This is a genomic window from Aquisphaera insulae (assembly GCF_011064615.1).
Taxonomy (GTDB): Bacteria; Planctomycetota; Planctomycetia; order Isosphaerales; family Isosphaeraceae; genus Aquisphaera; species Aquisphaera insulae.
On the sequence record NZ_JAALJH010000031.1, the window covers coordinates 69,723 to 92,916 of the forward strand.

The following is a 23,194-nucleotide window of genomic DNA, read 5'->3' on the forward strand; positions in this document are numbered from 1 at the left end:
TCCGCGAACCCCTCGCCGGTCGCGACCGCCCGAGGGGGATATCCGCCCGGCGCGGAGCGAACGGACAGGAATCGTCCGCCTGGAGCGGATCACGCAAGCAGGGCGTCCATCCCATGCCGGAGCCGGCCCGGGGCCCGAGTCCTTGGCACGTGCCGAGGCTCACCCGGGCGCTGGGCGGAGCCGGCTTCGTGCGATCGATCAGGGCCCAGGATCTCTCGGGGCGATCCCAGGAAATGCCGCCCAAATCGGTGACGTCTCCACCAGGCTGGGCATCCCGTAACGGTGAGTCGCCGTGGAGAATTCGATCCGGTGTGGGCCCAGCATGGCGGAAGCGTGCACGTCCCGACGACACCATCCACGAATCATCATTGTCGCATTATAACTATTTGACGCGGAATGCGGGCGCGCGACCGGGGCCGCGCCTTGCGGCGCGGCCCCGGTTGAGCTCAGTGAGTCGAGCGGCTCTCAGGACGTGAAGGTGCCGAAGACGTCGTTGTTGTTCGTGGTGGCCTGATTCCCGGTGATCGTCGTGTCGGCGATGACGACGGTGCCGCCGGTGGCCAGGCTGAGGCCGCCGCCGATACCCTGGCCGGCGGTGCCGGCCGTGCCGGCCCGGCCCGGGAAGGCCGTGCCCGCCTTGCCGTTCGGGATACCGCCGGTCCCAACGAGGATGCCTCCCGCCAGGCCGCCGGCACCGCCGGCTCCCGGGATACCCTGGTTCCCGGTGATGATGTTCGTCGCCTTGGACTGCTTGGAGTTCTTCCTGGCCCCGAGCCTCGGGGCGATGGTCAGGGTGCCGGCCGCCGTGTTGAAGACACCGCCACCAAGGCCTGCGCCGCCGGAGCCGCCGTTCCCGCCGTTCCCGCCGATGCCGTTGCCGCCGTCGCCGCCAACCTTCCCGTTGGCGCCGTTGCCACCCTTGCCGAGGCCGCCGTTGCCGGCGAGAGTGCCCGCTCCGCCGGTGGCCAGGTTGTTCGTGATGTTCACGGTGATCCCGGTGAAGGCCGCCGTGCCAGCGTTGAAGATCGCGCCGCCCATCCCGGCGTTCCCGGCCCCGCCGCTCCCGCCCAGGCCGCCGGCGCCGAAGCCGCCATCGCCGCCGGCGCCGTTGGTGGTCCCTCGGCCGCCGTCGGCGCCGAAGTCGCTGGCGCCCGATCCGCCCGTGCCGCCGGCCCCGCCGTTGGCCTGGTTGCTCGCGAAGCTGCTGGCCCCCGGCGGCTTGGACGGCTTCTGGGCCTTGAACGTGACGTTGCCGCCTGATGCGTTGAACAGGGCCCCGCCGGAGCCGCTGCCGCCGTTGCCGCCGTCGCCGCCGATCCCGATGAGGAACGAGATCGCGGTGCCGCCGTCGCCGCCCACTCCGGCTGTACCGGTGCCGACCCCGCCCTCATTCGCCAGCGCCACGGCGCCGAGCCCGCCGGAGCCGCCGCGGCCGCCGTCGGCCCTGTTCGTGGTGAAGTTCAAGGCGGCCGTGTTCAGGAACAGCCCGCCACCGCCATTGAAGATCGCGCCGCCGTTGCCGCTGCCGCCGTTGCCGCCCCGGCTGCCCGATCCGGCGACCGTGATCCCTCCAATACCGCCCGACCCGCCCCCGAAGCCGTTGCCGCCGGCACCGCCCGTGCCCGTCCCCCCCGAACCACCGAGGCCGCCGATTCCGCCGCCGGCCTGGTTGGTCGAAAGGGTGGTGTTCTTCCCGATCACCGAGACGGCCCCGAGGTTGAACAGGCCGCCGCCATCCGCTTCGCCACCGTTGCCCGCGACCCCGCCGTTCCCACCGGTGGCCGAACCGCCGGCACCGCCGTTCCCGCCGACGGCGCCGACGCCCCCCTTGCCGCCGGTCCCGGCACCGCCATTGCCCCCCCTGCCGCCGAGCCCGCCCCGGGCGGCGTTGCCCACGATCGTCGTGTCGCTCAGCACGAGGCTCGCGCCGGCTGCATTGAAGAGGCCACCGCCCTGGCCCTGTCCGCCGACGCCGCCGTTGCCGCCCGCGCCCCCCTTGGCGTCCTGGCCCGCACCACCGATGCCGCCGTTGGCCCCGGTGCCATCCCCGCCACGACCGCCGGCGCCCCCTTCTCCACCGATCGCCTGGTTCGATGCGATGGAACCGCCGGAGATCTTCAGCGACCCGGCCGCGTTGAAGATCCCGCCTCCCACGCCGTTCGTCCCGGCCCCGCCATTGCCCCCCGCGCCGCCGTTCACGCCGTTCGTCCCGGCCCCGCCGACGCCGCCGGCGTTCCCGATCGCGAGGTTGTTCGCGACATTGACCGAGGAGAGCGAGACATTGCCGCCGGAGTTCAGCAGGCCGCCGCCAACGCTCGCGCGGCCGCGCTGGATCGTCAGCTTCTCGATCGACACCTTGCCGCCCAGGACCTGGAGGACGCGATCCAGGTTGTTGCCGTCGATGATCGTGGCCCCGGAGCTCTTCCCCTTGATCGTGACGTTGCTATTGATGTCCAGGTCACCCGTCGCCGATCCATCCTCGCCGGCACCCGCCAGCGTCAGCGCGAACGTGCCGGCCGGCAGGATGATCGTGTCCGAGCCCGGCTTGGCGTTGGCCGCCTGGATCGCCGACCTCAGCGAGATGTTCCCCGCGGCGTCCTTCCCCTTCTTCAGGTCCACCGCCACCGTGTCCAGCGTCGTGTTGACCTTGAACGTCGAGAGCAGCGCCCGCTCCTCGAGGTGCAGCAGGCCCGGGAAGTAACGCGACGCATTCCGCCGACCGACCCGAACACGGGACCTGTTACCGAACATCGAAGTCTCCCTCGTGAAGTGGTGAAATTTGGCCACCGCATGCCCGAGCTCATCGGGAAGGCCGGACGCTCCCGGACGCGGCGGCCTCGGGAGGACGTGCGAGGGACTCGCCCTCCTGGTGCTCGCCACGTCGCTCCCCTTCGGCATCAAGGAAAGCCCGACCAGGCCGATGCGAAATCCGCGAACCCCTCGCCGGTCGCGACCGCCCGAGGGTATATCCGCCCGGCGGGGAGCGAACGGACAGGAATCATCCGCCCCGCTTGAACCTCGACGCGACATGATATGTAGAAAGGATCATCACATCCGCCTGCGCGACTCGCAAGCCCCCGCCGGGCCCGAGCCCAAAGGGGAAGGAGCCGTGTCCTCGACCGCGTGAGCGGACCTCGGACGGGGTGGCGGGCCTGGCCGGCGCCTCGACATGCGGGCGAGCCCGGGGGTCGAGCCTCGATGCCACGTCATGATCGGCGTCACGATCGACGATCGGCCTCGTATCCTCCGCGAACCCGAACGGCCTCGAAAATTCGAGGAGTCGGAACGCCGACGGACGGCCGGACTGGGCGATCGCGGCCCCACCCGCCGGCATAGAGGACGCGGAGGACCGCCTCGCCCGGTCGGGCCCGCGGCGGCTCCACGTCGATCGGGTCGAGTCGCCCCGCGCGGACTTCCCACGCCTTCGCCGGATACCCCGATCGTCGAGGGAGTCGGACCTGACGACGGAGTCAGCGCGACCGGACCGAGGCGAGCTTCCGCCCCACCTTGAGGAATATCGAGCCCGTGCGGCCGCCGAGCTTGCCCTCGATCACGGTTCGGAACGGCTCGAGGGCCTCTTCGGCCGTGAGCACGACCTGGTCCTGCTCGCCCGCGGATTCGATGACCAGGCGGATCCCGTTCTGCCCGGCGACGCGACGCGCCTCGCTGTTGGACTTGGCGAAGCCGAGGGACTTCACCGCCTCGATCACCGACTGGCCCAGGTCATCGATCACGGGCAGATCCCCGGCCCCCTCGAAGCTGCGGCGGGAGAAGCGGGCCTCGAACTCCTCCCTCGCCCGCATGGCCGCGTCCACGCCGTGGAGCGCGGCGGTGACCTCCCCGGCGAGGATCTTCTTCAAATCGACCGGCCGGAGGGACCCGCCGGCCAGCCGTGCGTTGACGATCGCGAGGTCCCGGTCGCTCCACTCGCTGAGCGCCCGGAAGTAGGGCTCCGCGAGGCGATCGGGCACCGACATGATCTTGCCGTAGATCTCCCCGGCGGGGGCGGTCAGCGGCACGTAGTTGCCCCGGGACTTGCTCATCTTCGTGCCGGCGCCGTCCGTCCCCTCGATGAGGGCCGTCGCCACGACCAGCTCCGCCCTCTGGCCGCAGACCTCCATCACCTTGCGACACATCTGCATGTTCAGGAACTGGTCGATCCCGCCGATCTCGACGTCGCAATGGATCTCCACCGAGTCCAGGGCCATGACGACCGAATAGAGCAATTCGGCCAGCGAGAGCCCGTGACCGGCCTCGAGCCGCTTGCGGAAGTCCTCGCGCTGGAGGGGCATGGAGACCGGGATCCGGGCCGTGATCTCCACCAGCCTGGGGAGCTTGAAATCCCGCAACCAGTCCCCGTTGTGGCGGAACTGGGCGCGATCGAAGTCGAAGAAGGGCCTGACCTGATCGCGGTACGTCGCCAGATTCCTCGCGATGTCCTCGTCGGTGAGGGCGGGCCGCTCGTCGGAGCGGCCCGAAGGGTCGCCGATCTTGGCGGTCACGTCGCCGACGATGAAGACCACCAGGTGCCCCATCCGCTGGAAGCGGCTCAGGATGAGCATGGGCACGGCGTGGCCGAGGTGGACCTCGTGGCCCGTGGGATCGATCCCGAACTTGGCGATGAACGGCCGGCCCGCCTTGCCGGCCTCGACGATCCGCTCGGCCATCGCCTTCGGGGACGGCTGGAGCTCCTGCGATCGGCCCGCGATCAGCGCCGACTGCTCGTCGGGGGAGAGGTCGGAGAGGTCCAGCGACCGTCGCCGCGTCGTCAGGTCCAGCAGCTCGCGGACGGCGAGATCGGAGGCGAGGTCCGCCCCCTCGAGGATCGCGGCCGTCTGGGCGATAGAGTCGGCGAGTCGGGTCATCGGGTCATTCCGCGGTGGAGTATCCAAAAGGGACATCTTACCCGGGCCCCGGGTCTCGTTCCAATCGGGAACCTTGGATGGGCTCGTTCCCCCGCTCCCGCCAGAGCGCTTCACGTTCGGATCAACCACGGGCAAGGAGCGACCGCGCCAGCCGTGGCCACCCCAGGCCGATGCGACGAGCGAGCCCTGTGGGAGCCGGCTCCGTCCGGCGACCGGGTGAGCCTTGGCTATCCCCCAGGCTGATGCCACAGGCAAACCCTGTGGAAGCCGGCTCTCAGTCCGCACGCGATCCAAGCGTTACGCGCTCTAGACCTTGTCCACCAGGGTGGCGATGACGGTCGTGAGCTCGGCCGGCTCGACGGGCTTGGCGACGTGGATCTGGAAGCCGGAGAGGAGGACGCGGCGACGGTCGTCGGCGCGGGCGTAGGCGGTGAGGGCGACGGCCGGGCAGCGCGCCAGGCCGGACTCGTTCTCGAGCCGGCGGATGCGACGGATGAACTCGTAGCCGTCGATGCCGGGCATGCCGATGTCGCTGACGATCGCCTGCCAGGAGCCGCCGCGAAAGGCCGCCACGCCCTCCTCGGCCGAGCCGGCGGTGCCGACCTCGGCGCCGCAGTCTTCCAGGACCAGGCGGAGCATCTCGCGGGCGTCCGGCTCGTCGTCCACGACGAGGATCCGGACGCCACGGAGGTCGAGGGGATCCGCCTCGATGGGCCCGTCGGAACGGAGCGGATGGGCGCCGTCGCGGCGGCCTTCCACGGAGACCGCGCGGAGCGGGAGCGAGACGACGAACGTCGATCCCCGATCCGGCCCGGCGGTGCGGGCGAAGATGGTCCCCCCGTGCAACTCCACCAGGTGGCGGACGATCGACAGTCCCAGGCCGAGGCCCCCGTGGTGGCGATTGGTCGAGGAGTCCTCCTGGCGGAAGCGGTCGAAGATATGAGGGAGGAAGCCCGGGTCGATGCCCTGCCCCGTGTCCGCGATGCTCACCACGACGTCGGAGTCCAGGCGCTCGATGATGGCCTGGATCTTCCCCCCCTTGGGGGTGAACTTGACGGCGTTGGAGAGGAGGTTCCAGAACACCTGCTGGAGCCTCGTCGGGTCGCCGGAGACCTTCAGCTCCAGGAGCGGGTCGAACAGCCGGTCGATGCGGACCCCCTTGGCGGCGGCGGCGGGGGCGATCGTCTCGACGGCCGCCTCGACGACCTTGACGAGGTTCACCTGCTGGACGTCGATCCGGAGCTTGCCGGAGGCGATCCGGCTGGCGTCCAGCAGGTCCTCCACCATGGCCGCCTGGACGCGGGTGTTCCGCTCGATGACCTCGACGGCCTCGCGGATGGCGTTGGGATCGGAGACGCGGCGGAGGATCTGGGTCCAGCCGAGGATGGCGTTGAGCGGCGTCCGAAGCTCGTGCGAGAGCGTCGCCACGAACTCGTCCTTCAGCCGCGCGGTGCGCTCGGCCTCGCTGCGGGCGGCCCGCTCGCTGGCGAGCAGCTCCTCCTTCTCGACGTCGCCGCGACGGAGGGCCAGGTTCTGCCTCATGAGGTCCGCGGCCCGGGCCATCAGGGCCTCGGTCAGGTCGCGACGGAGGTCCGCCGCGGCGGCGAGCTCCGCCGGGCTCCAGGGCTGGCTCCGGCCGCGGACCTGCTGCTTCCAGAGCGAGAACGACCCCCGCGGGCTGAGCCGGACGCCCCCTTCCCCCTTCTGCAAGGTCTTGGACGGGTCGCCGGCCCAGTCCACCTCGCGGATCTGCTCCGGCCGGAACCACATCAGCCAGTCGCCCCCCCCCTCGCCCAGGGAGACGGCCAGCAGCCCGGCGGCGACCGCCGCGATCGAGTGCACGCCCAGCGACGTGCCCACCGATTCGGTCTGGAAGATCGCGCCGGCCCCGGTCGCGGCGAGCCGCTCCGCGATCGCCAGGATGTCCTCCGGGGCCGGGGCCAGACCGACGCGGGTCACCTCGCCGTCGAGCAGGACGGCCGCCCCGCCGGAATCCAGCAGGTCCAGGATCGTGGGGGCGATGGCCGTCAAGGCGAGCGGCACCTGCTCCATCCGCCTCAGCCGCTCCGCGATGGCCGCCCGGACCGAGGCCATCCGCTCGGAGTAGAGGGCCAGGTCCCGGTCCTCCCGACCGGTCAGCAGCATCGACATCACCTGGCCCAGCAGCTCGCACGCGGTGCGGATGTCGTAAGGGACGTACCGTGGCGATTCGTGATGGCAGGCCACCAGCCCCCAGAGCGCCTCCTCCTTGAGGAGCGAGATCGACATGGACGCCGCCACCCCCATGTTCCGGAGGTACTCCAGGTGGATCGGCGAGACGCTCCGGAGGACCGAGTGGCTGAGGTCCAGTGGCGCCGTCGCGGTCGGCCCCGACGGCGGCAGGATCGGCACCGGCCGGTAGTCGCGGTCGGCGAGGAACCTCAGCCAGTTCTGAGCGTAGAGCGCCCGCGCCTGCGCGGGGATGTCGGAGGCCGGGTAGTGCAGGCCAAGGAACGGTTCCAGGTCCGGCCGCTTTGCCTCGGCGACCACGCAGCCATTCCACTCCGCATCGAACCGATAGATCATCACGCGGTCGAAGCCGGCGATCTCGCGCACCCACTCCGCACAGAACTGCTTCGCCTCGGCCTGGGACGAAGCCTTGCGGAGCCGGCTGATCGCCGCCTGAGTCTGGCGGTAGAGGTCCGCCGAGGGCAAACCCGACCCCGGGCCGGCGTGAGCGGCCTCGAATTCGAGGATGACGGAGTCGCCGGCCCGGTGCACGATCGCGTCGAATGTCGACTCGCCTCCCCGGGGCCGGATCGTGTAGAGATACCGAGGCAGCCCGCCCCCGGCCAGCCCGGCGATCCCCTCGCCGACGCGGTCGTGGTCGGCTTCCTCGAAGAGGATCGAGAGCGGCTTCCCGAGCACCTCTTCCGCCCTCAGCCCGAAGAACTCCGCCAGGTTCTGGCTGGCGTGAGAGATGCAAAGCGTATCCGCCCCCACGGCGACGAGCGCCCCATGGGGCTGGATCGAGCCCGGGATCCGAATCGGCTCCTGCTCGCAGTTCTCAAGATTGACGGGTGTATCGTTCATGAACGGCCTGTCATCCGGGTGGATGGACTGCAACTCCCAGCGGCCGAACTCGCTTCGCCGACCGCCTGCCCCGAAGATGGCGATACAGATAGCATGCCATGGGCCGGGAAAACCTCACAGCAGCAGGCCCGGGACGATACACATAACGGCCAACTGGCTGGATACATCAACGGGAGACGCACTGGATGCATGAAGGGCGGCGCGTCGTGAACGCGAACGAGACCGGACTTCGCGACTCGTGCTTCTCGACCAACGGCATCCGGCTGCATGCGGTCGAGGCGGGGCCGGAGGACGGGCCTCCGGTGGTCTTGCTGCACGGGTTCCCGGAGTACTGGTACGGGTGGAACCGCCAGATCGGGCCGCTCGCCGCGGCCGGATTCCGGGTCATCGTGCCGGATCAGCGCGGCTACAACACCAGCGACAAGCCGGTCCGCATCGCGGATTACGCGTTGGACCGCCTCGCGGACGACGTGGCCGGGCTCATCGAGACCGCGGGGATGGAGCGGGCCGCGTTGGTCGGTCACGACTGGGGCGGAGTCGTCGCCTGGTGGGTCGCGGCCCGGCACTCGGGGCGTGTGGAGCGGCTGGTCGTGCTCAACGCCCCCCATCCGGTCGCGTTTCGCCGATGGCTGAGGACCTCGCCGCGGCAGTGGCTCCGGAGCTGGTACATCGCCTTCATGCAGATCCCCGGGCTGCCGGAGGCCCTCTGCCGCCGGCGGGGCTGGCGCCCCTTGATGGAGGGGCTGTGGAGCAGCAGCCGACCGGGGACGTTTTCCGAGGTGGACTTCCACCGCTATCGCGACGCATGGTCACAACCCGGGGCCATGACCGCGATGATCCACTGGTATCGGGCCCTGCTTCGGCATCCTCCGGCAATCCCGTCCGATGTCCGGATCCACATGCCGGCCCTGATCCTCTGGGGTGCCCGAGATCGGTTCATCGAGAGGCGCGTGGCCGACGAGAGCCTGGCGCTCTGCGATCAAGGACGCCTCGAGGTCTTCGAGGAGACGACCCACTGGATCCAGCACGAGGAACCGGAGCGCGTCAATCGCCGGCTGATCGAGTTCCTGGGCGGCTCGGTCTCCCCGGCGACCTGATCGGGGCTAACCGAGATCCGACCTGCGATGGCCGGCCCAGGGATCGAGCTCGATCCACCGGCTCGGCCTCCTTCCGACACGGATTGCCACGCGGTCCACGATCGAGTACGAAAGGGACGCTGCGGAGGGCGGGAGGTCGCTCGCGCCATATCGGCGACGTTGCCGCGAAAGGATGGGAGGCCATGGTGTTCAGGACCCTTTTCCCGGTGGCCCTCCTCATGGGCTGCTGTGCCGGGGCCTGCGGGCAGGACTTGCCGCTCGAACCGGCCCCGCTCGAGGCTCCCGAGAACTCAGGCATCTTCCTGAGCCGGTTCCACCGCGGAGCTCTCGACGGATTCGGGGTCCTCGGCGAGAGCGTCGCGGCCCCGAGCCCTTCGGCTCGCCACCCGTGGGATCGGGACAGACCATCAGGCCGGCGACGACACGGCCCCGACGCGCGGCAGGACGTCGGCCCATTCTCGGGTGACCCGCGCCATCTCGGCGTGGACGTCCTCCGGGGTCGCCCGCGAGCGCTTGAGGACCTTGAAGCCGTGGTCCGCGGTGTCCAGCGGGTGGAGCGTCGCGAGGGGCCCGAGAGTCTCGCTGACCGGGCGAAGCAGGCCCATCTCGGCGAGCTCGTCGCGGGTGCCGCTGAGGAAGAGCATCGGAATCGTGACCGATTTCAGGTGGTCCGCGCGCTTCGTGTCCGGCTTGCCCGGCTGGTGGAGCGGGAAGGCGAAGAAGACCAGGCCGGAGACCCCTTCCAGGGGCGATTCCGCCGCGGCGTGGGACGTCATCCGGCCACCGAACGAATGGCCCCCCGCCAGCAGCGGGAGGCCGGGCATCGCCTCCCGGGCCGCCGCCACGGCCGAACGCACCGTTTGCACGCAGACGGCCTGCGAGTCCCGACCCCGACCGTGCTCCATGTAAGGGAAGTTATATCGGAATGTTGCGATTCCTACCTCGGCCATCCGCTCCGCGATCGTCCGCAGGTTGTCGTGCCGCATGTCCGTGCTGGCGCCATGGGTCAGGACCAGCCCGTGGCGGGCGTCCTTCGGCCGGACCAGCAGGGCCGAGACCTTGCCCTTCTCCGGCGTGGCGAGGAATTCTCGTTCATCCTCGATCATGACTGGATCTCCTGAACGGGCCGGCTGCGATCCGCACGGCGACGATGGATTGCACCCGGCGATCCCCGCCCCGTCAACGCCCGTGTGGAGAAACTCCGCGAGCGACACTTGCCCCGACGATCGGCATCCGTGCAAGATGATCGGACTCCGTTCCAGTCCGGCCGCGGTGAGCCCTCGGGGAATCTTGAAGATGAACGATCGGCACTCGTTCCGACCCATCCTCCGGGAAGCACTGGAGGATCGAATGCTGCTCAGCACGACCGCGCACGCCTGGGCGCGACACGCCGAGTCCGCCCGGCCGCTGGTGCAATCCTCCCTCCGCGGGCTCGGCAACGTCGGGGCGCTCGGCGACAGCTACACCGACGAGTACGCTTCCTACAAGGGACAGGCTCGCGGCTTCGCCAGGAACTGGGTGGAGATCCTCCAGGCCACCCGGGGCGTGAGCTTCGGCAAGTACTCGGCCAGGGCCAGGCCGGAGCCGCGGGACGCGGGCTATGCCGACAACTGGGCGCGGAGCGACGCCACGTCCGCGGACATGATCGGCAACCAGCTCGGCGGGCTCGTCGATCAGGTCCGCAAGGGTCAGGTCCGGACGGCGTCGGTCTTCATCGGCGGCAATGACTTCCTCGACACGTTCCGGGCCATCGCGGCCGGCCAGATTTCCCCGACCAATGCCGTCGGTGCGATCCAGCAGGCGGAAGCCCGGCTCGAGACCAACTTCACCACGGCCGTGGACTCGCTGCTCGCGGCGAGTCCGAACGTCCGGGTCGTCGTCTGGACGCTCCCGGATGTGTCCACCCTCCCCGCCATCCGGCAGGCCGTGGCGGCGATGCCATGGTTGGCGCCCCTCCGCGACGCCGGCTCTCGGGCCGTCGGGACGTTCAACGCCAAGGTCACGGCGATCGCCGCGTCAAGCCCGAGGATTGCGCTCGTGGACCTGGCATCGATCACGAAGCAGCTCGCGATCGCCCCGTCGTCCGTCCCCTTCGGCGGGACGACCATCGACCTGACCACGCCGGGGAACGACTATCACCACTTCTTCCTGTCCGACCAGATCCACGTCGGCACCGTTGGCCAGGGGCTGATCGCCAACGCCTTCGTCAACGCCGTGGACGCCCGCTTCGGGCTGCACGTCAAGCCGCTCACGCCCACGCAGATCGTGGCCTTCGCGAAGCGGGTCCGACCGTCGTGAGACGCGGCGATTCACGCCGCCCGGAAACGGGCGCGGCCGCCATCGGGCGATGGCGGCCGCGCGAAAGGCTTCAGAGGGGACGCTCACTTCACGGGGTGGCGGGTCCGGGGCCGCCGCCCGGGGGCGTCGCGGTCGGGCTGCCGCTGGGGGCCCTGCGCTCGGGGGCGGGCCGGGCCGGCTTGCGCGGGAGCTTCTCGTCGAGCATCGCGGTCTCGTAGGCGAACGCCGCCATGATGGTGGCCGCCTGCTTCAGGTCATCCGCGGAGGCCTCGTCGAAGACGTCCTGGTTCGAGTGGTGCGTCCGGGTGCTGTAGTGCATCTCGTCCTGGATGAACTGGAAGCCGGGCAGGCCGATGCCGTCGAACGACTGGTGGTCGGTGCCCCCGGTGTTCGACAGGGTCAGCGTGGTGGCCCCCAGCTCGCGGAACGGGGCGAGCATCTTGCGGAAGATCGGCCGGACGGCCTCGTTGCCTTCCATGTAGACGCCGCGGATCTTGCCGGTCCCGTTGTCGAGGTTGTAGTACGCGGAGAACCGCTCGAATTCCCCCTTGGGATCGGTGGAGGTCTTCACCGGCGAGGCCGGATCCTTCTCCTTGGACTCGGAGGAGGGCTGGGGCCCGCCCATCATCGCGGCCATGGCGTCGTAGTTCTTGCCGAAGTGCTGGGCGACGTAGGCCCGCGAGCCGAAGAGGCCCTGCTCCTCGCCGCTCCAGAGGCCGATCCGGATGGTCCGCCGGGGCTTCAGGTCCAGGGCCTTGAGGATCCGCATGGCCTCCATCGTGGTGGCGACGCCGACGCCGTTATCCGTGGTGCCGGTGGCGCTGTGCCAGGAGTCGATGTGGCCGCCGAGCATGACGACCTCGTCCTTCAGGTCGGTGCCGGGGATCTCGGCGATCGTGTTGTAGGCCATCAGGTCCTCGTCGTGGAACTGGACGGAGAGGTCCACGACCATGGTCGGCTTCTCGCCCTGCTCGATCATCCGGACGAGCCGGTTGTAGTGCTCCTTGGACATGGTCATCTGGACCGGGATCTTGGGGGCGTCCTTGTCCCAGACCGAGACCCGCTTCGCCGGCCGGGGCTGGCCGGGCATGGAGAAGGACGAGACGCCCGGGACGCTCGCCTGGGCGACGAAGAGCGTGCCGCCGTCCCCCTGGCTGCTGCAATCGACGAGCACCGCCGCGCCTTCATCGGCCAGGAACTTGGCCTTCTTGCCGGCGAGCTGCATCTGGGCCATCATCTCGGGCCCGAACCGCGACCGCCGCGCCTGGGGACCACCGGCCGGCGCACCGCCGGGGCCACCCGGGGCACCGGGGCCGCGATTGGCATTCGGGCCGGCCGCCGTCGGGCTCGGCCGCTGCGGCCTCTGGCCGTCGGAGTCGGCCAGGTCGAGCAGCTCCTTGTCGGTCCTCCGGTTGGCCTCCGGCTCGAAGCCGGTGGAGATCTCGCGAGGCGGGCCGGTCAGGACGATCGCCCCCTTGAGCTTCCCCTTGTGCTTCTCGAAGTCGGATTCCGTCTTGACGTTGAAATAGACCACCGGCGCCTTGAGCGGGCCGTCGGTGCCGGGGGACCACGCCTTCGGGAAGGCGATCAGCGGGATGCACTGGGGCTCGATGATCTGGGCGGAGAACCGCTTGAGCGTCCAGCCCCGGCCGAAGGGCCCCCAGGCCTCGAGGTGGGCGTTGGACATCCCCCACTTCGCGAGCGTCTGGCAGGTCCACTCATTGGCCCGCTTGAGCCCGGGAGAGGCCGTCAGCCGCGGGCCGATCACGTCGGTCAGGTAGCTGAGCGTGGCCATGACCTGGGACCGATTCAGCCCCTCGTCCTTGATCCGCTCGATGGGGTCGGTGATCGTCTCGGCGGCCTTCGCGTCCTTCTTGGGCTCCGCGGCCTTCGATTCGGCGGCCGGTTTCGCCGCCGGCTTATCGCCCGCGGTCCCGGGAGGGGACGGCTCCTGGGCGAGCAGCCCATACGCCGGCGCGAGCGTCGCGGCGAGCGCGAGCAGGAGGCTCTTCCTGCGAGGAGGTGTCATCGATCGGGGTCTCCAGGTGAAAGTCGTGGTGCGGACGGTGATCGCGGGCGGGCCGAGGGCCAGGCCCGGGCCAGGACGGGGAGAGAGGTGGGACCCCGCTCGGATGAGGACATCATAAAGACTGAGCGTCAATCTCGCACTACAGGGCCCGCCCGGCGCGCGGAAAAGTCTCGACCTCGCGGCCGAGGCCGGGCGCGGCCCCGGAGCAGGCCTCAGGCTTTCAGCCCCGCGAAGTCGTAGCGGAACGCCTCGCCGCCGTCGAGGAGCTGCTTCCAGGTCACCTCGTGCTGCGCGTAGGCGGCCGTGCGGCCGAGGACGCACGTGAGGTTCGATCGGACGCTCGGGGCCACGGTCGGGTTGGAGCAGTCGCCCGTCGCGATCCGGTCGTAGAAGGCCTCGATGTTGGCGACGGCCCCCTGGGCGTAGATCGGCCCGGTGTTGCCGCCGGCGTAGGGGTGCTTGCCCGCGATCGCGACATCGCCGCCGTAGCGCGTGTCGATGAACCCGTCGGTCCCGAAGAACCGGCAGCGGATCTCGTCCGGGGCCCCGGGGACGGCCTTCTGCGAGAGGAAGTTCACCACGACGTTGTCCGGGAAGACGTACGTGACGGCGAAGTGATCGTTGATCTCGCCGTGCTTCCGCGCCCGTCGTCCCGTCCACCCGAAGGCCAGCAGCGGGTCAGCCCCGGTGATCCAGGTGGCGACGTCCAGCGTGTGGATGTCCTGCTCCACGATCACGTCGCCGCCGAGGGCCCGGGAGTTGTACCAGTATCGGAGCCGATCCTCGGGCGTGTCGGCGGCCCGGTCGTGGACGCTCGCGTCCCAGAGGTAGGCCGACTGGGAGCTGATCAGCCGGCCGATCGCCCCTTCGTGGACCCGCCGCACGGCCTCCACGTAGAACGGATTGACCCGCGTCTGGAAGTCCACCAGGAAGACGAGCTTCTTCCCCGTCGCCCTCTTGCCCGAGTCGGCGATGCTCAGGCAGCCGGGGACGTCCACGGCGATCGGCTTGGCGCAGTAGACGTGCCGGCCGGCGTCCACCGCGGCGGCGGCCTGCTCCGGGTGGAAATACGGCGGCGTCTCGATCACGACGGCGTCGAGCTTCGAGTCGAGCAGCCTCCGATAGCCCGAGAGCGTGGAATAGCGGCGATCGGCGGGGACCCCGAACGACTCGCCGAACGGCTCGACGCGGTCCGGGAAGTAGTCGGCCGCCGCGACGATCCGGTACTTGCCCGACTTCCGGAAGAGGTCGGCGATCCACGAGCCGCGGCCGCCGCAGCCGATCAGCCCGATCTCGACGGCCGAGTTGGCCTCGGTCCCCCGGACGAGCCCCGGCCGCATGGTCGTGAACGCCGCGGCCGAGGCCGCCGCGCCGCCGAGGAAACTCCGCCGGCTGGGAGAGATGCTGGCGCGCATGGTGTTGATCCTCTGTACCTGTGAGGGAGGGAGGGACGGAAGGAGGGAATGGGCGGCGTCGCCCGGTGTGTCCCCTCAGCCTCCCCGGCGCCGGGGGACGAGTCAAGGATGCAGCCGGCTCGGGGTCGCGCATGAGCCGCCGTCTTCGCGGCCGCGACCGACCCGGTTGACCGGCGGCGTCGCGCGGCGTAGACTCCGCGCAATCTCGCTTTAATGCATCGGAGGACCGCCATGTTCCGATCCTTCTGCCTCGGCGTCCTGGTGGCAGTGCTCGCCCTGGCCACCCTCGGACGCGACGCGACGACGGCCGGCTCGCGCCCCGCCGAGGAGGCGCCCGCCCCCGCCTCGACGGACGCCCGCGGCCTGGAGCAGGGCCTCTCCTCGCTCCCCTTCCTCTCGCACGCCAGGACTCGATCGGTCTGCGCCGAGAATCCGACCGGCGCCAGGGGTCAGGGGGGGCGAGCCGTCCCCGACAAGGCCCAGGCGGACCCGCCCGCATCCGCCCGCGCCGCCGACGAGCTCGGCCAGGGATGGAAGGTCCGGCCGTTCCTCCGCGTCAACAAGGGGCAGACCGCCACCCTGATGGACGTGGACGGGCCGGGCGTGATCCAGCACATCTGGATGGCCGGGCCGATGAAGTGGAGCCGGGCCCACGTCCTGCGGTTCTACTGGGACGGCGAGGAGACCCCGTCCATCGAGGTCCCCGCCGCCGACTTCTTCGCCGTCGGCCACGGCAAGTTCGCGCCGGTGCACTCGCTGGCCGTCGTGACCAACCCCCAGGACGCCCTGAACTGCTACTGGCCGATGCCCTTCCGCAAGCACGCAAGGGTCACCTTCAGCAACGACTCGACGACCGACGACGTCACCCTCCTGGCCTACCAGATCACCTACGCGGAGGCCCCGATCCCCGCCGACGCCGGCTATTTCCACGCCCAGTTCCGCCGGGCCCGCACCGACCGCGTCAACCCCTACGTGATCCTCGACGGCGTCCGTGGCCACGGTCGTTACGTGGGGACCTTCCTGGCGTGGACCCAGCGCGAGAAGGGCTGGTTCGGCGAGGGCGAGGTGAAGTTCTTCCTGGACGGCGACGAGGAGTTCCCCACGATCTGCGGCACCGGGACCGAGGACTACTTCTGCGGCAGCTACGGCTTCGCGACCCCCTTCACCGGCCCCTACACGGGCACCACCCTGCCCGCCAGCGATCAGGGCCCGCCCCCCAACTTCTGGAGCCTCTACCGCTGGCACATCATGGATCCGATCAACTTCGAACGCGACCTCCGCGTCACCATCCAGGCCCTGGGCTGGTACGAGGGCAAGCCGCTCTACAAGAAACTCTCCGACGACGTCGCCTCGGTCGCCTTCTGGTATCAGGCCGAGCCCCACTCACCGTTCCCGAGCCTGCCGTCGCTCGCCGATCGCGGCGCGACCGTCCTCCCCGCGCCGGCGAACTGAGAGCCGGGCCGCCGCTCGAACACCTTCCAAATCGACGGAGTTGACCCATGAGACGCCCGGGCACTTCACTGCTCCTTCTGTCCGGCCTGCTCTGCGGTCCCGCGCTCGCGGCCGCCGGCGACGGCCCGCCCGCGGCCTCGAAGCCGGCGCGGCCACCGATGCCGAAGATCGACCGGCCCATCCTGTTCGACACGCCCGAGGCCGATCGGATCCTCGCCGCGCTCCAGGTCTTCCCTCCCGACAATCCCTGGAATGAAGACATCTCGGGACGTCCGATCCATCCCAGCTCCGGGAAGATCATCGCGTCGATCGGCGCGGACAAGCCCCTGGCCTTCAATTCCGACATGGGCTTCATCCTGATCCCGCCGAACCAGAAGCGCGTGCCGGTGGCCCTCGGCGAGTATCCCGGCGAATCCGACCGGGGCCCCTACCCGATCCCGGACAATGCCCCCGTGGAGGGCTGGCCGATGAACGGCGAATCGCTGGCGTCGCACCAGCGCGGCGGCGAGGGCGACCGCCACGTCGTGGTGGTCGACCCGGTGAACCGCAAGCTCTACGAGCTCTACCGCGGCCGCAAGACCGATCGCGGCTGGACCGCCGACCAGGCCTCGATCTTCGACCTGGCGTCGAACCGGCTCCGGCCCGACGGCTGGACCTCGACCGACGCCGCCGGCCTGCCGATCTTCCCGGCCGTCGTCCGGTTCGACGAGCTCGAGCGCGGCCGCGTCGAGCACGCCATGCGGTTCACCGTCCGACGCAGCCGCCGGGCCTACGTCTACCCGGCCACCCACTTCGCGAGCGCCCGCAAGGATGAGGACCTGCCGCGGATGGGGGAACGGTTCCGGCTCCGCAAGGACTTCGACGTCTCCGGCTTCTCGCCGCACACTCGGGCCATCCTCCAGGGCCTCAAGACGTACGGGATGATGGTGGCCGACAACGGCGGCGACTGGCGGATCTCAGTCGCGCCCGACCGGCGGATCGTCGGCCTGGACGACGAGCTCCGCCGCGTCAAGGGCCGCGACTTCGAGGTCGTCGTCCCGAGCGGCCCTCGCGAGGGCTCGGTCACGGCCCCGCCCGCCGGTCGATAAGGCCGGGGGGATGGGGCCTCGCCCGAATCACCTCCGCTTCTTCGGCGGCGGATTGGCCAGGCCCTTGCGGATCTGGTCGTGCAGGAGCTTCTGTTCTTCCTGGTTCTCTTCCACCTTGATCCGGCCCGCATCCGGGTCGCCCGAACAGCCGGCGAGGGCGGCCGCCGGCAGCAGGCAGGCCCACGCGAGGAAGCATCGTCGATTGATCATTTTCGCCTCGCTTCCTCAGTAGGCATCCGCCGAGATGACCTCGCCGCCGGCTCGCGAGCCGAGGGACCGCCAGGTCGGGGCGGCGACGGTCTCGCGGACGAACCGGACCGAGCCGTCGCCGATCAGGACGTTCACGCCGCCCGGATGGGCGCTGCTGGGCGGCACCTGCATGTACCAGGGGAGATTGGCGGAGTCGCCCGACCAGGGCGCCATCATCTGGCCGCCGTCCATGATCGCGCACGACCGCCCGTTGGGCGGGCCGATGTGATTGTAGGCGGTGTTCGCGAGCTCGCCCGAGGCCCAGATGCCGCCGGTCTGGTTGTACCAGATCATCTTGGAGGTCATGGTCTGACAGACGGTCGCGGTCTGGTCCGCCGACGTCGGCATGGGACTTTTCATGTACATGTACCAGCCTGACAGGTCCTTCCTCGGGATGCCGGAGCCGAGCAGCCGTTCGCTGGCGAAGGCCGTCTGGCTGAGGCCGTCGGTGACGCTCGCCGCCCGGACGGCGCTGCGGTCCGAGAACGGGCCGACGCTCTCCGCGTTGCCGGTCGAGTCGTACATCCAGCCCCCCTGATTCACCACGTAGCCGTTGGCGCCGGGCCACGCGTTCTGCGTGTAGTCGGACGGGCAGAGGAAGCCCGCGACCCGGGCCATCGTCGCCGTCGAGTTCGCCGGCACGGCGAGCGCGGGGAGGATCACGTCGCCCATCATGTCCACGCCCATGTCCGGCAGCGAGGGAGGCAGGGCGAAGTTGATGGTGTTGGAGAGCGGCCCCTGCTCGATCTGGGGCAGCAACATGGCGTGGGCCGACCATCGGCCGTACCAGGGCGTGTTGGCGTAGTATCCGCCGCGGGCGAACGGATAGACGCGATTCGTGCTCTCGTAGTTGGCGAACGCCAGCCCGAACTGCTTGAGGTTGTTGACGCACTGGGCCCGGCGGGCGGATTCGCGGGCCCCCTGGACGGCGGGCAAGAGCAGGGCGATGAGCACGGCGATGATGGCGATCACCACCAGGAGTTCGATGAGCGTGAAGGCAGGACGGCGCAGCATGGATCCCGATCCTCGAAGGTTGAAAGCCCGTCAGTCTGTATGTTCCTGCCGGCAGGACGCGCGCGACGGCACAGGCTTCCCTGACGGTCTTCAGAGGAGCCGGCGACTCCCGTGGACGAAGCACGCCCACCGGCGATGACGACATCAGGCGACGAGGATCGACTCCGGAGGACGATCGAGGCGAGAGGAACGTGGGGGGGGAAGGCTCTGCGGCGGGTAGGGACACCAGTCGCCGCGGGCGCCGACGGGAGCCGCGGCCAGTCCGATGAAGATGGCCGCCGACCGCTCCGGCGACTCGACGACCCTGGCCGGGCTCGGAATCGCCGGCACCGGTCGTGAAGCCGATCGGAGGCACGGACGCGAGCTCGGATCGAGCGGCTCGGCCGCGGTCATCGGCGGCCCGGCGCCTTGCGCCGAGTCCCCGGCCCGGGGTCCGCAGCAGCAGGACTCGCCGTGGCAGGCCGTCCCGCAGCCGCAGACTTTCGCGTGATCGGAGAGAGCCCATCGCGACGATTCGCCCGCCCGGCCGCTTGCCGCGATGACGACCCCGGCGGCCGCGATCAACGCGGGCGCCAGCAGCAGGCTCGCGAGCCAGCGATTCGGGACGATTCGATTCGCCATGGGATGGGAGTCCATGATCACGGGAGAGCACTCGGGGGGATCGATCCCCGGCTCGCCCCCATCGTCGGATCGGATCAGGGCCCCGTCAAGGGATCAGCAAGCGAGGGGACCGGGAGAGCGGAGGTGGCGCGATGAAAGGTCAGTATCGACTGCCTCACAGCCGGGACCTGGACGTGACGGTTTCTGTTGCACCTGACGTGGCCCGCGATGCGATTGGGAACCAGGCCCCGGCGCGATCGCCAGCCCGTGCCTGGCTCGGCAGGAGCCTCGCCCTCCCATTCGGACGAGAGCCGCTCCGGGCACGGGAGGGCGAGGCTCCTGCCGAGCCAGGCGCAAGCCGAGGCTTGCCGACAGGCCTCGTTCCCGCGCAACAAATCCTGGACAAGACGCCAGGGTCATCCAGGACAACTTTTCATCGCGCCAGAGCGGAGGATCGGACCGCCTGCCCTTGCCGGATTCTCGCCCGGATGCGATCCTTGTCGTAGCGGACGAGAACGCGATTCAGCGCCCCGGCTCTCCGGTAGGACAGACCCATGCAGCGGGATAACGACACGATATCCGGTATACGCCGACGTCGTGCCCACACCTCCCGTAGCTCAGCGGTCAGAGTCCTTGTCTTATAAACAAGGGGTCGCGGGTTCGAATCCCGCCGGGAGGACTCGCCCGGCGGCCTCGCAGCCTCCTGAACCTCACCCCCTACCCTTCCCTTCTCCGTTCACTCTGTGTACGTTCGATCGGCTCGCGCGGGTCCTCCCCCGGGCGCGAACGACAGCCCCGATCGTCGCCGTGCGCGGCGCCGGGGCGTACGCGTTGAAGGCAGACACCGAGACGAAGGAGACGGCAAGCGATGCGAGTAGGTGGCTCTGGACCGGGGCGATTGGCCCTCCTCACCGGGTGCGTGATCCTGGCCCTCGCCGGCCATCTTCGGGCCCAGTCGCCGGCCGGCCTGCCGGCGGTCGCGATCCAGCCGGCCTTCCCGAGCCTCACCTTCGACCGGCCGGTCGCCCTGGCGTACCCCGACGACGGCAAGAATCTCCTCTTCGTCGTGGAGCAGCATCGCGCCCGGATCTGGTCCTTCCCCAACGCGAAGGACACCTCGGACAAGCAGCTCTACCTCGAGCTCCCCGACCCGATCAGCCGCGACAACGAGGAGGGGCTCCTCGGCCTGGCCTTCCATCCGAAGTACAAGGAGAACGGCGAGTTCTTCGTCTATTACTCCGCCCAGGATGGGCCCACCAACCGGCGGTCGGTCGTCTCGCGATTCAAGGTCTCGAAGGACGACCCGCGGAAGGCCGATCCGGGCTCCGAGACGCGGATCTGGGTCGGCGCCCCGGACCCCTACGGCAACCACAACGGCGGCTGCATCGCGTTCGGTCCCGACGGCTTCCTCTACATCACGCTCGGGGACAGCGGAGCCGCGGACGACCCGCTGACCACCGGCCAGAACCCGAGCGACTGGTTCGGCTCCATCCTCCGGATCGACGTCGATCGGCCCGCCGAGGGCAAGGCCTACGGCATCCCGAAGGACAACCCGCGGCTCCGCGACCCGAAGCGCTTCGCGCGGTGGGCGCCGGAGGTCTACTGCATCGGCCTGCGCAACGTCTGGAAGTTCACCTTCGACCGCAAGACGGGCACCCTCTGGGCCGGCGACGTCGGCCAGAACCTCTGGGAGAACGTCTACATCGTGGAGAACGGCGGCAACTACGGCTGGAGCCTGTTCGAGGGCTTCCACCCGTTCCGCCAGCGCCAGAAGAAGGATCCCGCCTCGCCCATCACCAAGCCCCTCGCCGATTACCCGCACGGCCCCAACCAGCCCGGGGGCCGGAAGGACACCGGCCTGAGCATCACCGGCGGCTACGTCTATCGCGGCAAGAGCCTCCCCGAGCTGGACGGCGTCTACGTCTACGGCGATTACGAGACGGGCCGCATCTGGGGCCTCCGCGCCGAGAACGGCAAGACGGTGAAGGTCGGCGAGATCCTCGACATCAACAAGCAACCGCGCCTCCACATCGCGGCCTTCGGCGAGGACCCCGACGGCGAGCTGTCGATTCTCGCCTTCGACGGCAAGATCTACCGCCTGACCCTCGACCGCAAGTAGGACGTCGTCCGCCACAAGTAGGACGTCGTCCGCCACTCGCACGGCACCGGGGACTTCAAGAGCATGCGACAAGCTCCATGGATCGCGGCCTGCGCGATCGGCCTCCTCCTGGCGAGGGAGCCGGCCCCTCGACCCTTGCTGGCCTGGCCGGCCGGGCCGATGGAGGTCCGGGTCGCCTTCGACCGGCCCGTTGATGCCGCGGCCATGAAGGCCCTCGTCGGCCGGACGATCCCCTTCGGCGTCCCCGCGAAGGCGGGCGGGACCAGCCTGGCCGAGACCTGGGGGCACCTCCGGATCGCGGCGATCCGCGGCGAGGACTCCGGGCGGACGCTCCTGCTGGTGACCGATCCCCATTCGAAGCCCGCCACCTACGTCCTGGCGCTGCCGGATGGTTCGGGAGCCGGCGCGGAAGTCGCCCTGTCGTACGACCTGACCGGGGTCGAGGTCACCTGGGACGACGGCCAGGACGATGAGGCGCCCGCGCCCGAATGGTCGGGCTGGTGGCCTCTGGCCGACACCGAGGAGTCGCGCCGGCAGGCGGAAGGCTCGTCGCCGCAGCAGACGTCCTTCTCGCTGCTGTCGCGGCCCGGCCGACTATCGCTCCAGACGATGATCGCCCTGCCGAAGGGGAAGGCGACCGTCGAGTTGCAGTCGGATGAGGTCCTCGAGGCGACCCTCGCCTTCGAGGAGCCCGCCCGGAAGTCCGGCGGCGGTGCCGACCCGCAGAGGGTGGAATGGACCGTGGAATCGACCGGCGATCCGCTCCCCCTGTCGGCGACGGTGGCCACCGGACGAGCCGGGAAGCCCACCTCGGTCCGTCTCCTCTATCGCTCCGAGGCCGATCCCGCCGCGAAGGTCCTGCCGCGAGCCTCGCAGCTCCTGCCCTGGACTCCCCCCGCGCTGCCGGCTCCCGCCGACCCCCCGCCGGTCCCGTTCAACCTGGCCGGAGGCGACCGGGCGCGAGGCGAGGCGATCTTCTACAGCAAGGAGGCGAGGTGCGCCGACTGCCACAAGATCCGCGGCCGCGGCGGCGACATCGGCCCGGATCTCAGCGAGATCGGCGGCCGCCGCACGCCGGCCCAGATCCACCGATCGATCGCCGAGCCGAGCGCCGAGATCGCCCCGGATTTCCTCCCCTACACCGTGGCCCTGAAGGACGGTCGCGTCGTCGTGGGGACGGTCCGGGCCCACGGCGAGCGCGAGATCCAGGTCACGAACACCGAGGGCAAGGCGACTCTCCTCCCCCGCTCCGAGGTCGAGGAGCTACGCCCCAGCAGCACCTCGATCATGCCCGTCGGCCTCGCCGGCGTCCTCGGCGAGCAACGCCTCCGCGACATCCTGACCTTCCTCAGCAGCCCGCCCGCACCGCAGCCCACCGGAAAATGAAGACTCTCTACCACGGATGGCGCTGACAGCACGGATGGAATTCAGCCGGGTGCGCTTCCATTCATCCGACCCATCTCGTCCTTCCCTTCTCTTCTCTTCCCCCTATCCGTGTTATCGGTGCCATCCGTGGTCGAAACTCTTCCCCTGCGGACACTCCCCCAGCACCGCCCGCCAGAGCGCCGCGGCCTCGGCATGGTCCCCCGCGAAATCAGCGGCGGATATAAAAGGCCGACATCAAAGATCAGGCACTCAAATCCATCTTCTCTATCTTGAGCGCTTGGACACTGGACCCCGACCGGACCCCCGCGGAATAGACGTGTCGCTGGGTCCGTGCATTCTCCTGCCGCCCTGGCTTCTCCGTCTTGGGTGCGTGGCCACTGATTCTGGCCCCTCCGCGAAGACGCCCTGTGGCTCTCGCCGACCGACGACGGCGGCGAAGCGGGATGCCGCTACGGCCTGGCCCCGGGCTACACGCTGGCCAACCACTTGCAACTGGTCGACATCGCCGCC

15 protein-coding genes and 1 tRNA gene are annotated in these 23,194 nt (G+C 69.9%); 7 read left to right on the forward strand and 9 right to left on the reverse strand.

Going from position 1 to position 23,194, the window contains the following annotated elements:
* Positions 1-465: 465 nt before the first annotated feature.
* The 3 genes from G6O54_RS38540 to G6O54_RS17640 all read right to left on the reverse strand — a co-directional run bounded on the left by G6O54_RS38540 (position 466) and on the right by G6O54_RS17640 (position 7,937).
* Positions 466-2,751, reverse strand: a complete 2,286-nt coding sequence (locus G6O54_RS38540; protein WP_165226929.1) for a hypothetical protein — start codon at positions 2,749-2,751, stop codon at positions 466-468.
* A gap of 719 nt (positions 2,752-3,470) precedes the next feature.
* Complete coding sequence (gene tyrS, locus G6O54_RS17635; protein ID WP_165226980.1) at positions 3,471-4,865, reverse strand: tyrosine--tRNA ligase; 1,395 nt, start codon at positions 4,863-4,865, stop codon at positions 3,471-3,473.
* A gap of 306 nt (positions 4,866-5,171) precedes the next feature.
* Complete coding sequence (locus tag G6O54_RS17640; protein ID WP_165226981.1) at positions 5,172-7,937, reverse strand: ATP-binding protein; 2,766 nt, start codon at positions 7,935-7,937, stop codon at positions 5,172-5,174.
* A gap of 185 nt (positions 7,938-8,122) precedes the next feature.
* Between G6O54_RS17640 and G6O54_RS17645 the strand changes: the two genes are divergently transcribed.
* Positions 8,123-9,034 (forward strand): alpha/beta fold hydrolase, encoded by a 912-nt coding sequence (locus tag G6O54_RS17645; protein WP_165226982.1) that lies wholly within the window; start codon positions 8,123-8,125, stop codon positions 9,032-9,034.
* A gap of 407 nt (positions 9,035-9,441) precedes the next feature.
* Here G6O54_RS17645 and G6O54_RS17650 read toward each other — a convergent pair whose 3' ends face one another.
* Complete coding sequence (locus tag G6O54_RS17650; RefSeq protein ID WP_165226983.1) at positions 9,442-10,140, reverse strand: alpha/beta hydrolase family protein; 699 nt, start codon at positions 10,138-10,140, stop codon at positions 9,442-9,444.
* Positions 10,141-10,384: 244 nt separating this feature from the next.
* Between G6O54_RS17650 and G6O54_RS17655 the strand changes: the two genes are divergently transcribed.
* Positions 10,385-11,332, forward strand: coding sequence for an SGNH/GDSL hydrolase family protein (locus G6O54_RS17655; protein ID WP_165226984.1), 948 nt, complete (start codon positions 10,385-10,387; stop codon positions 11,330-11,332).
* 88 nt (positions 11,333-11,420) lie between these two features.
* Here G6O54_RS17655 and G6O54_RS17660 read toward each other — a convergent pair whose 3' ends face one another.
* On the reverse strand, positions 11,421-13,361 hold the full coding sequence (locus G6O54_RS17660) for a M20/M25/M40 family metallo-hydrolase (RefSeq protein ID WP_165226985.1): 1,941 nt from the start codon (positions 13,359-13,361) through the stop codon (positions 11,421-11,423).
* 212 nt (positions 13,362-13,573) lie between these two features.
* The gene (locus G6O54_RS17665; RefSeq protein WP_165226986.1) at positions 13,574-14,776 is read right to left on the reverse strand and encodes a Gfo/Idh/MocA family protein; all 1,203 of its coding nucleotides are present in this window, start codon (positions 14,774-14,776) and stop codon (positions 13,574-13,576) included.
* Positions 14,777-15,007: 231 nt separating this feature from the next.
* Here G6O54_RS17665 and G6O54_RS17670 point away from each other — a divergent pair, with 231 nt between their 5' ends.
* Both G6O54_RS17670 and G6O54_RS17675 read left to right on the forward strand, forming a co-directional pair.
* Entirely contained in the window at positions 15,008-16,228 is a 1,221-nt protein-coding gene (locus G6O54_RS17670) for a glycoside hydrolase family 172 protein (RefSeq protein WP_165226987.1), read from the forward strand.
* A gap of 47 nt (positions 16,229-16,275) precedes the next feature.
* Complete coding sequence (locus tag G6O54_RS17675; RefSeq protein ID WP_165226988.1) at positions 16,276-17,316, forward strand: hypothetical protein; 1,041 nt, start codon at positions 16,276-16,278, stop codon at positions 17,314-17,316.
* 27 nt (positions 17,317-17,343) lie between these two features.
* Here the strand turns inward: G6O54_RS17675 and G6O54_RS17680 are convergent, their stop codons facing one another.
* The 3 genes from G6O54_RS17680 to G6O54_RS17690 form a co-directional block, all read right to left on the reverse strand.
* Positions 17,344-17,526, reverse strand: a complete 183-nt coding sequence (locus G6O54_RS17680) for a hypothetical protein (protein ID WP_165226989.1) — start codon at positions 17,524-17,526, stop codon at positions 17,344-17,346.
* A 15-nt stretch (positions 17,527-17,541) separates the two neighbouring features.
* Entirely contained in the window at positions 17,542-18,579 is a 1,038-nt protein-coding gene (locus G6O54_RS17685; RefSeq protein WP_250846944.1) for a DUF1559 family PulG-like putative transporter, read from the reverse strand.
* 144 nt (positions 18,580-18,723) lie between these two features.
* Positions 18,724-19,200, reverse strand: a complete 477-nt coding sequence (locus G6O54_RS17690; RefSeq protein WP_165226990.1) for a hypothetical protein — start codon at positions 19,198-19,200, stop codon at positions 18,724-18,726.
* 585 nt (positions 19,201-19,785) lie between these two features.
* Here G6O54_RS17690 and G6O54_RS17695 point away from each other — a divergent pair.
* From G6O54_RS17695 to G6O54_RS17705, 3 genes are all read left to right on the forward strand, one after another.
* Positions 19,786-19,858: transfer RNA gene (locus G6O54_RS17695), tRNA-Ile, on the forward strand.
* 189 nt (positions 19,859-20,047) lie between these two features.
* Complete coding sequence (locus tag G6O54_RS17700; RefSeq protein WP_165226991.1) at positions 20,048-21,298, forward strand: PQQ-dependent sugar dehydrogenase; 1,251 nt, start codon at positions 20,048-20,050, stop codon at positions 21,296-21,298.
* A gap of 63 nt (positions 21,299-21,361) precedes the next feature.
* Positions 21,362-22,684: a c-type cytochrome gene (locus tag G6O54_RS17705; RefSeq protein ID WP_165226992.1), complete on the forward strand. Its 1,323-nt coding sequence runs from the start codon at positions 21,362-21,364 to the stop codon at positions 22,682-22,684.
* The last annotated feature ends 510 nt before the right edge of the window (positions 22,685-23,194 follow it).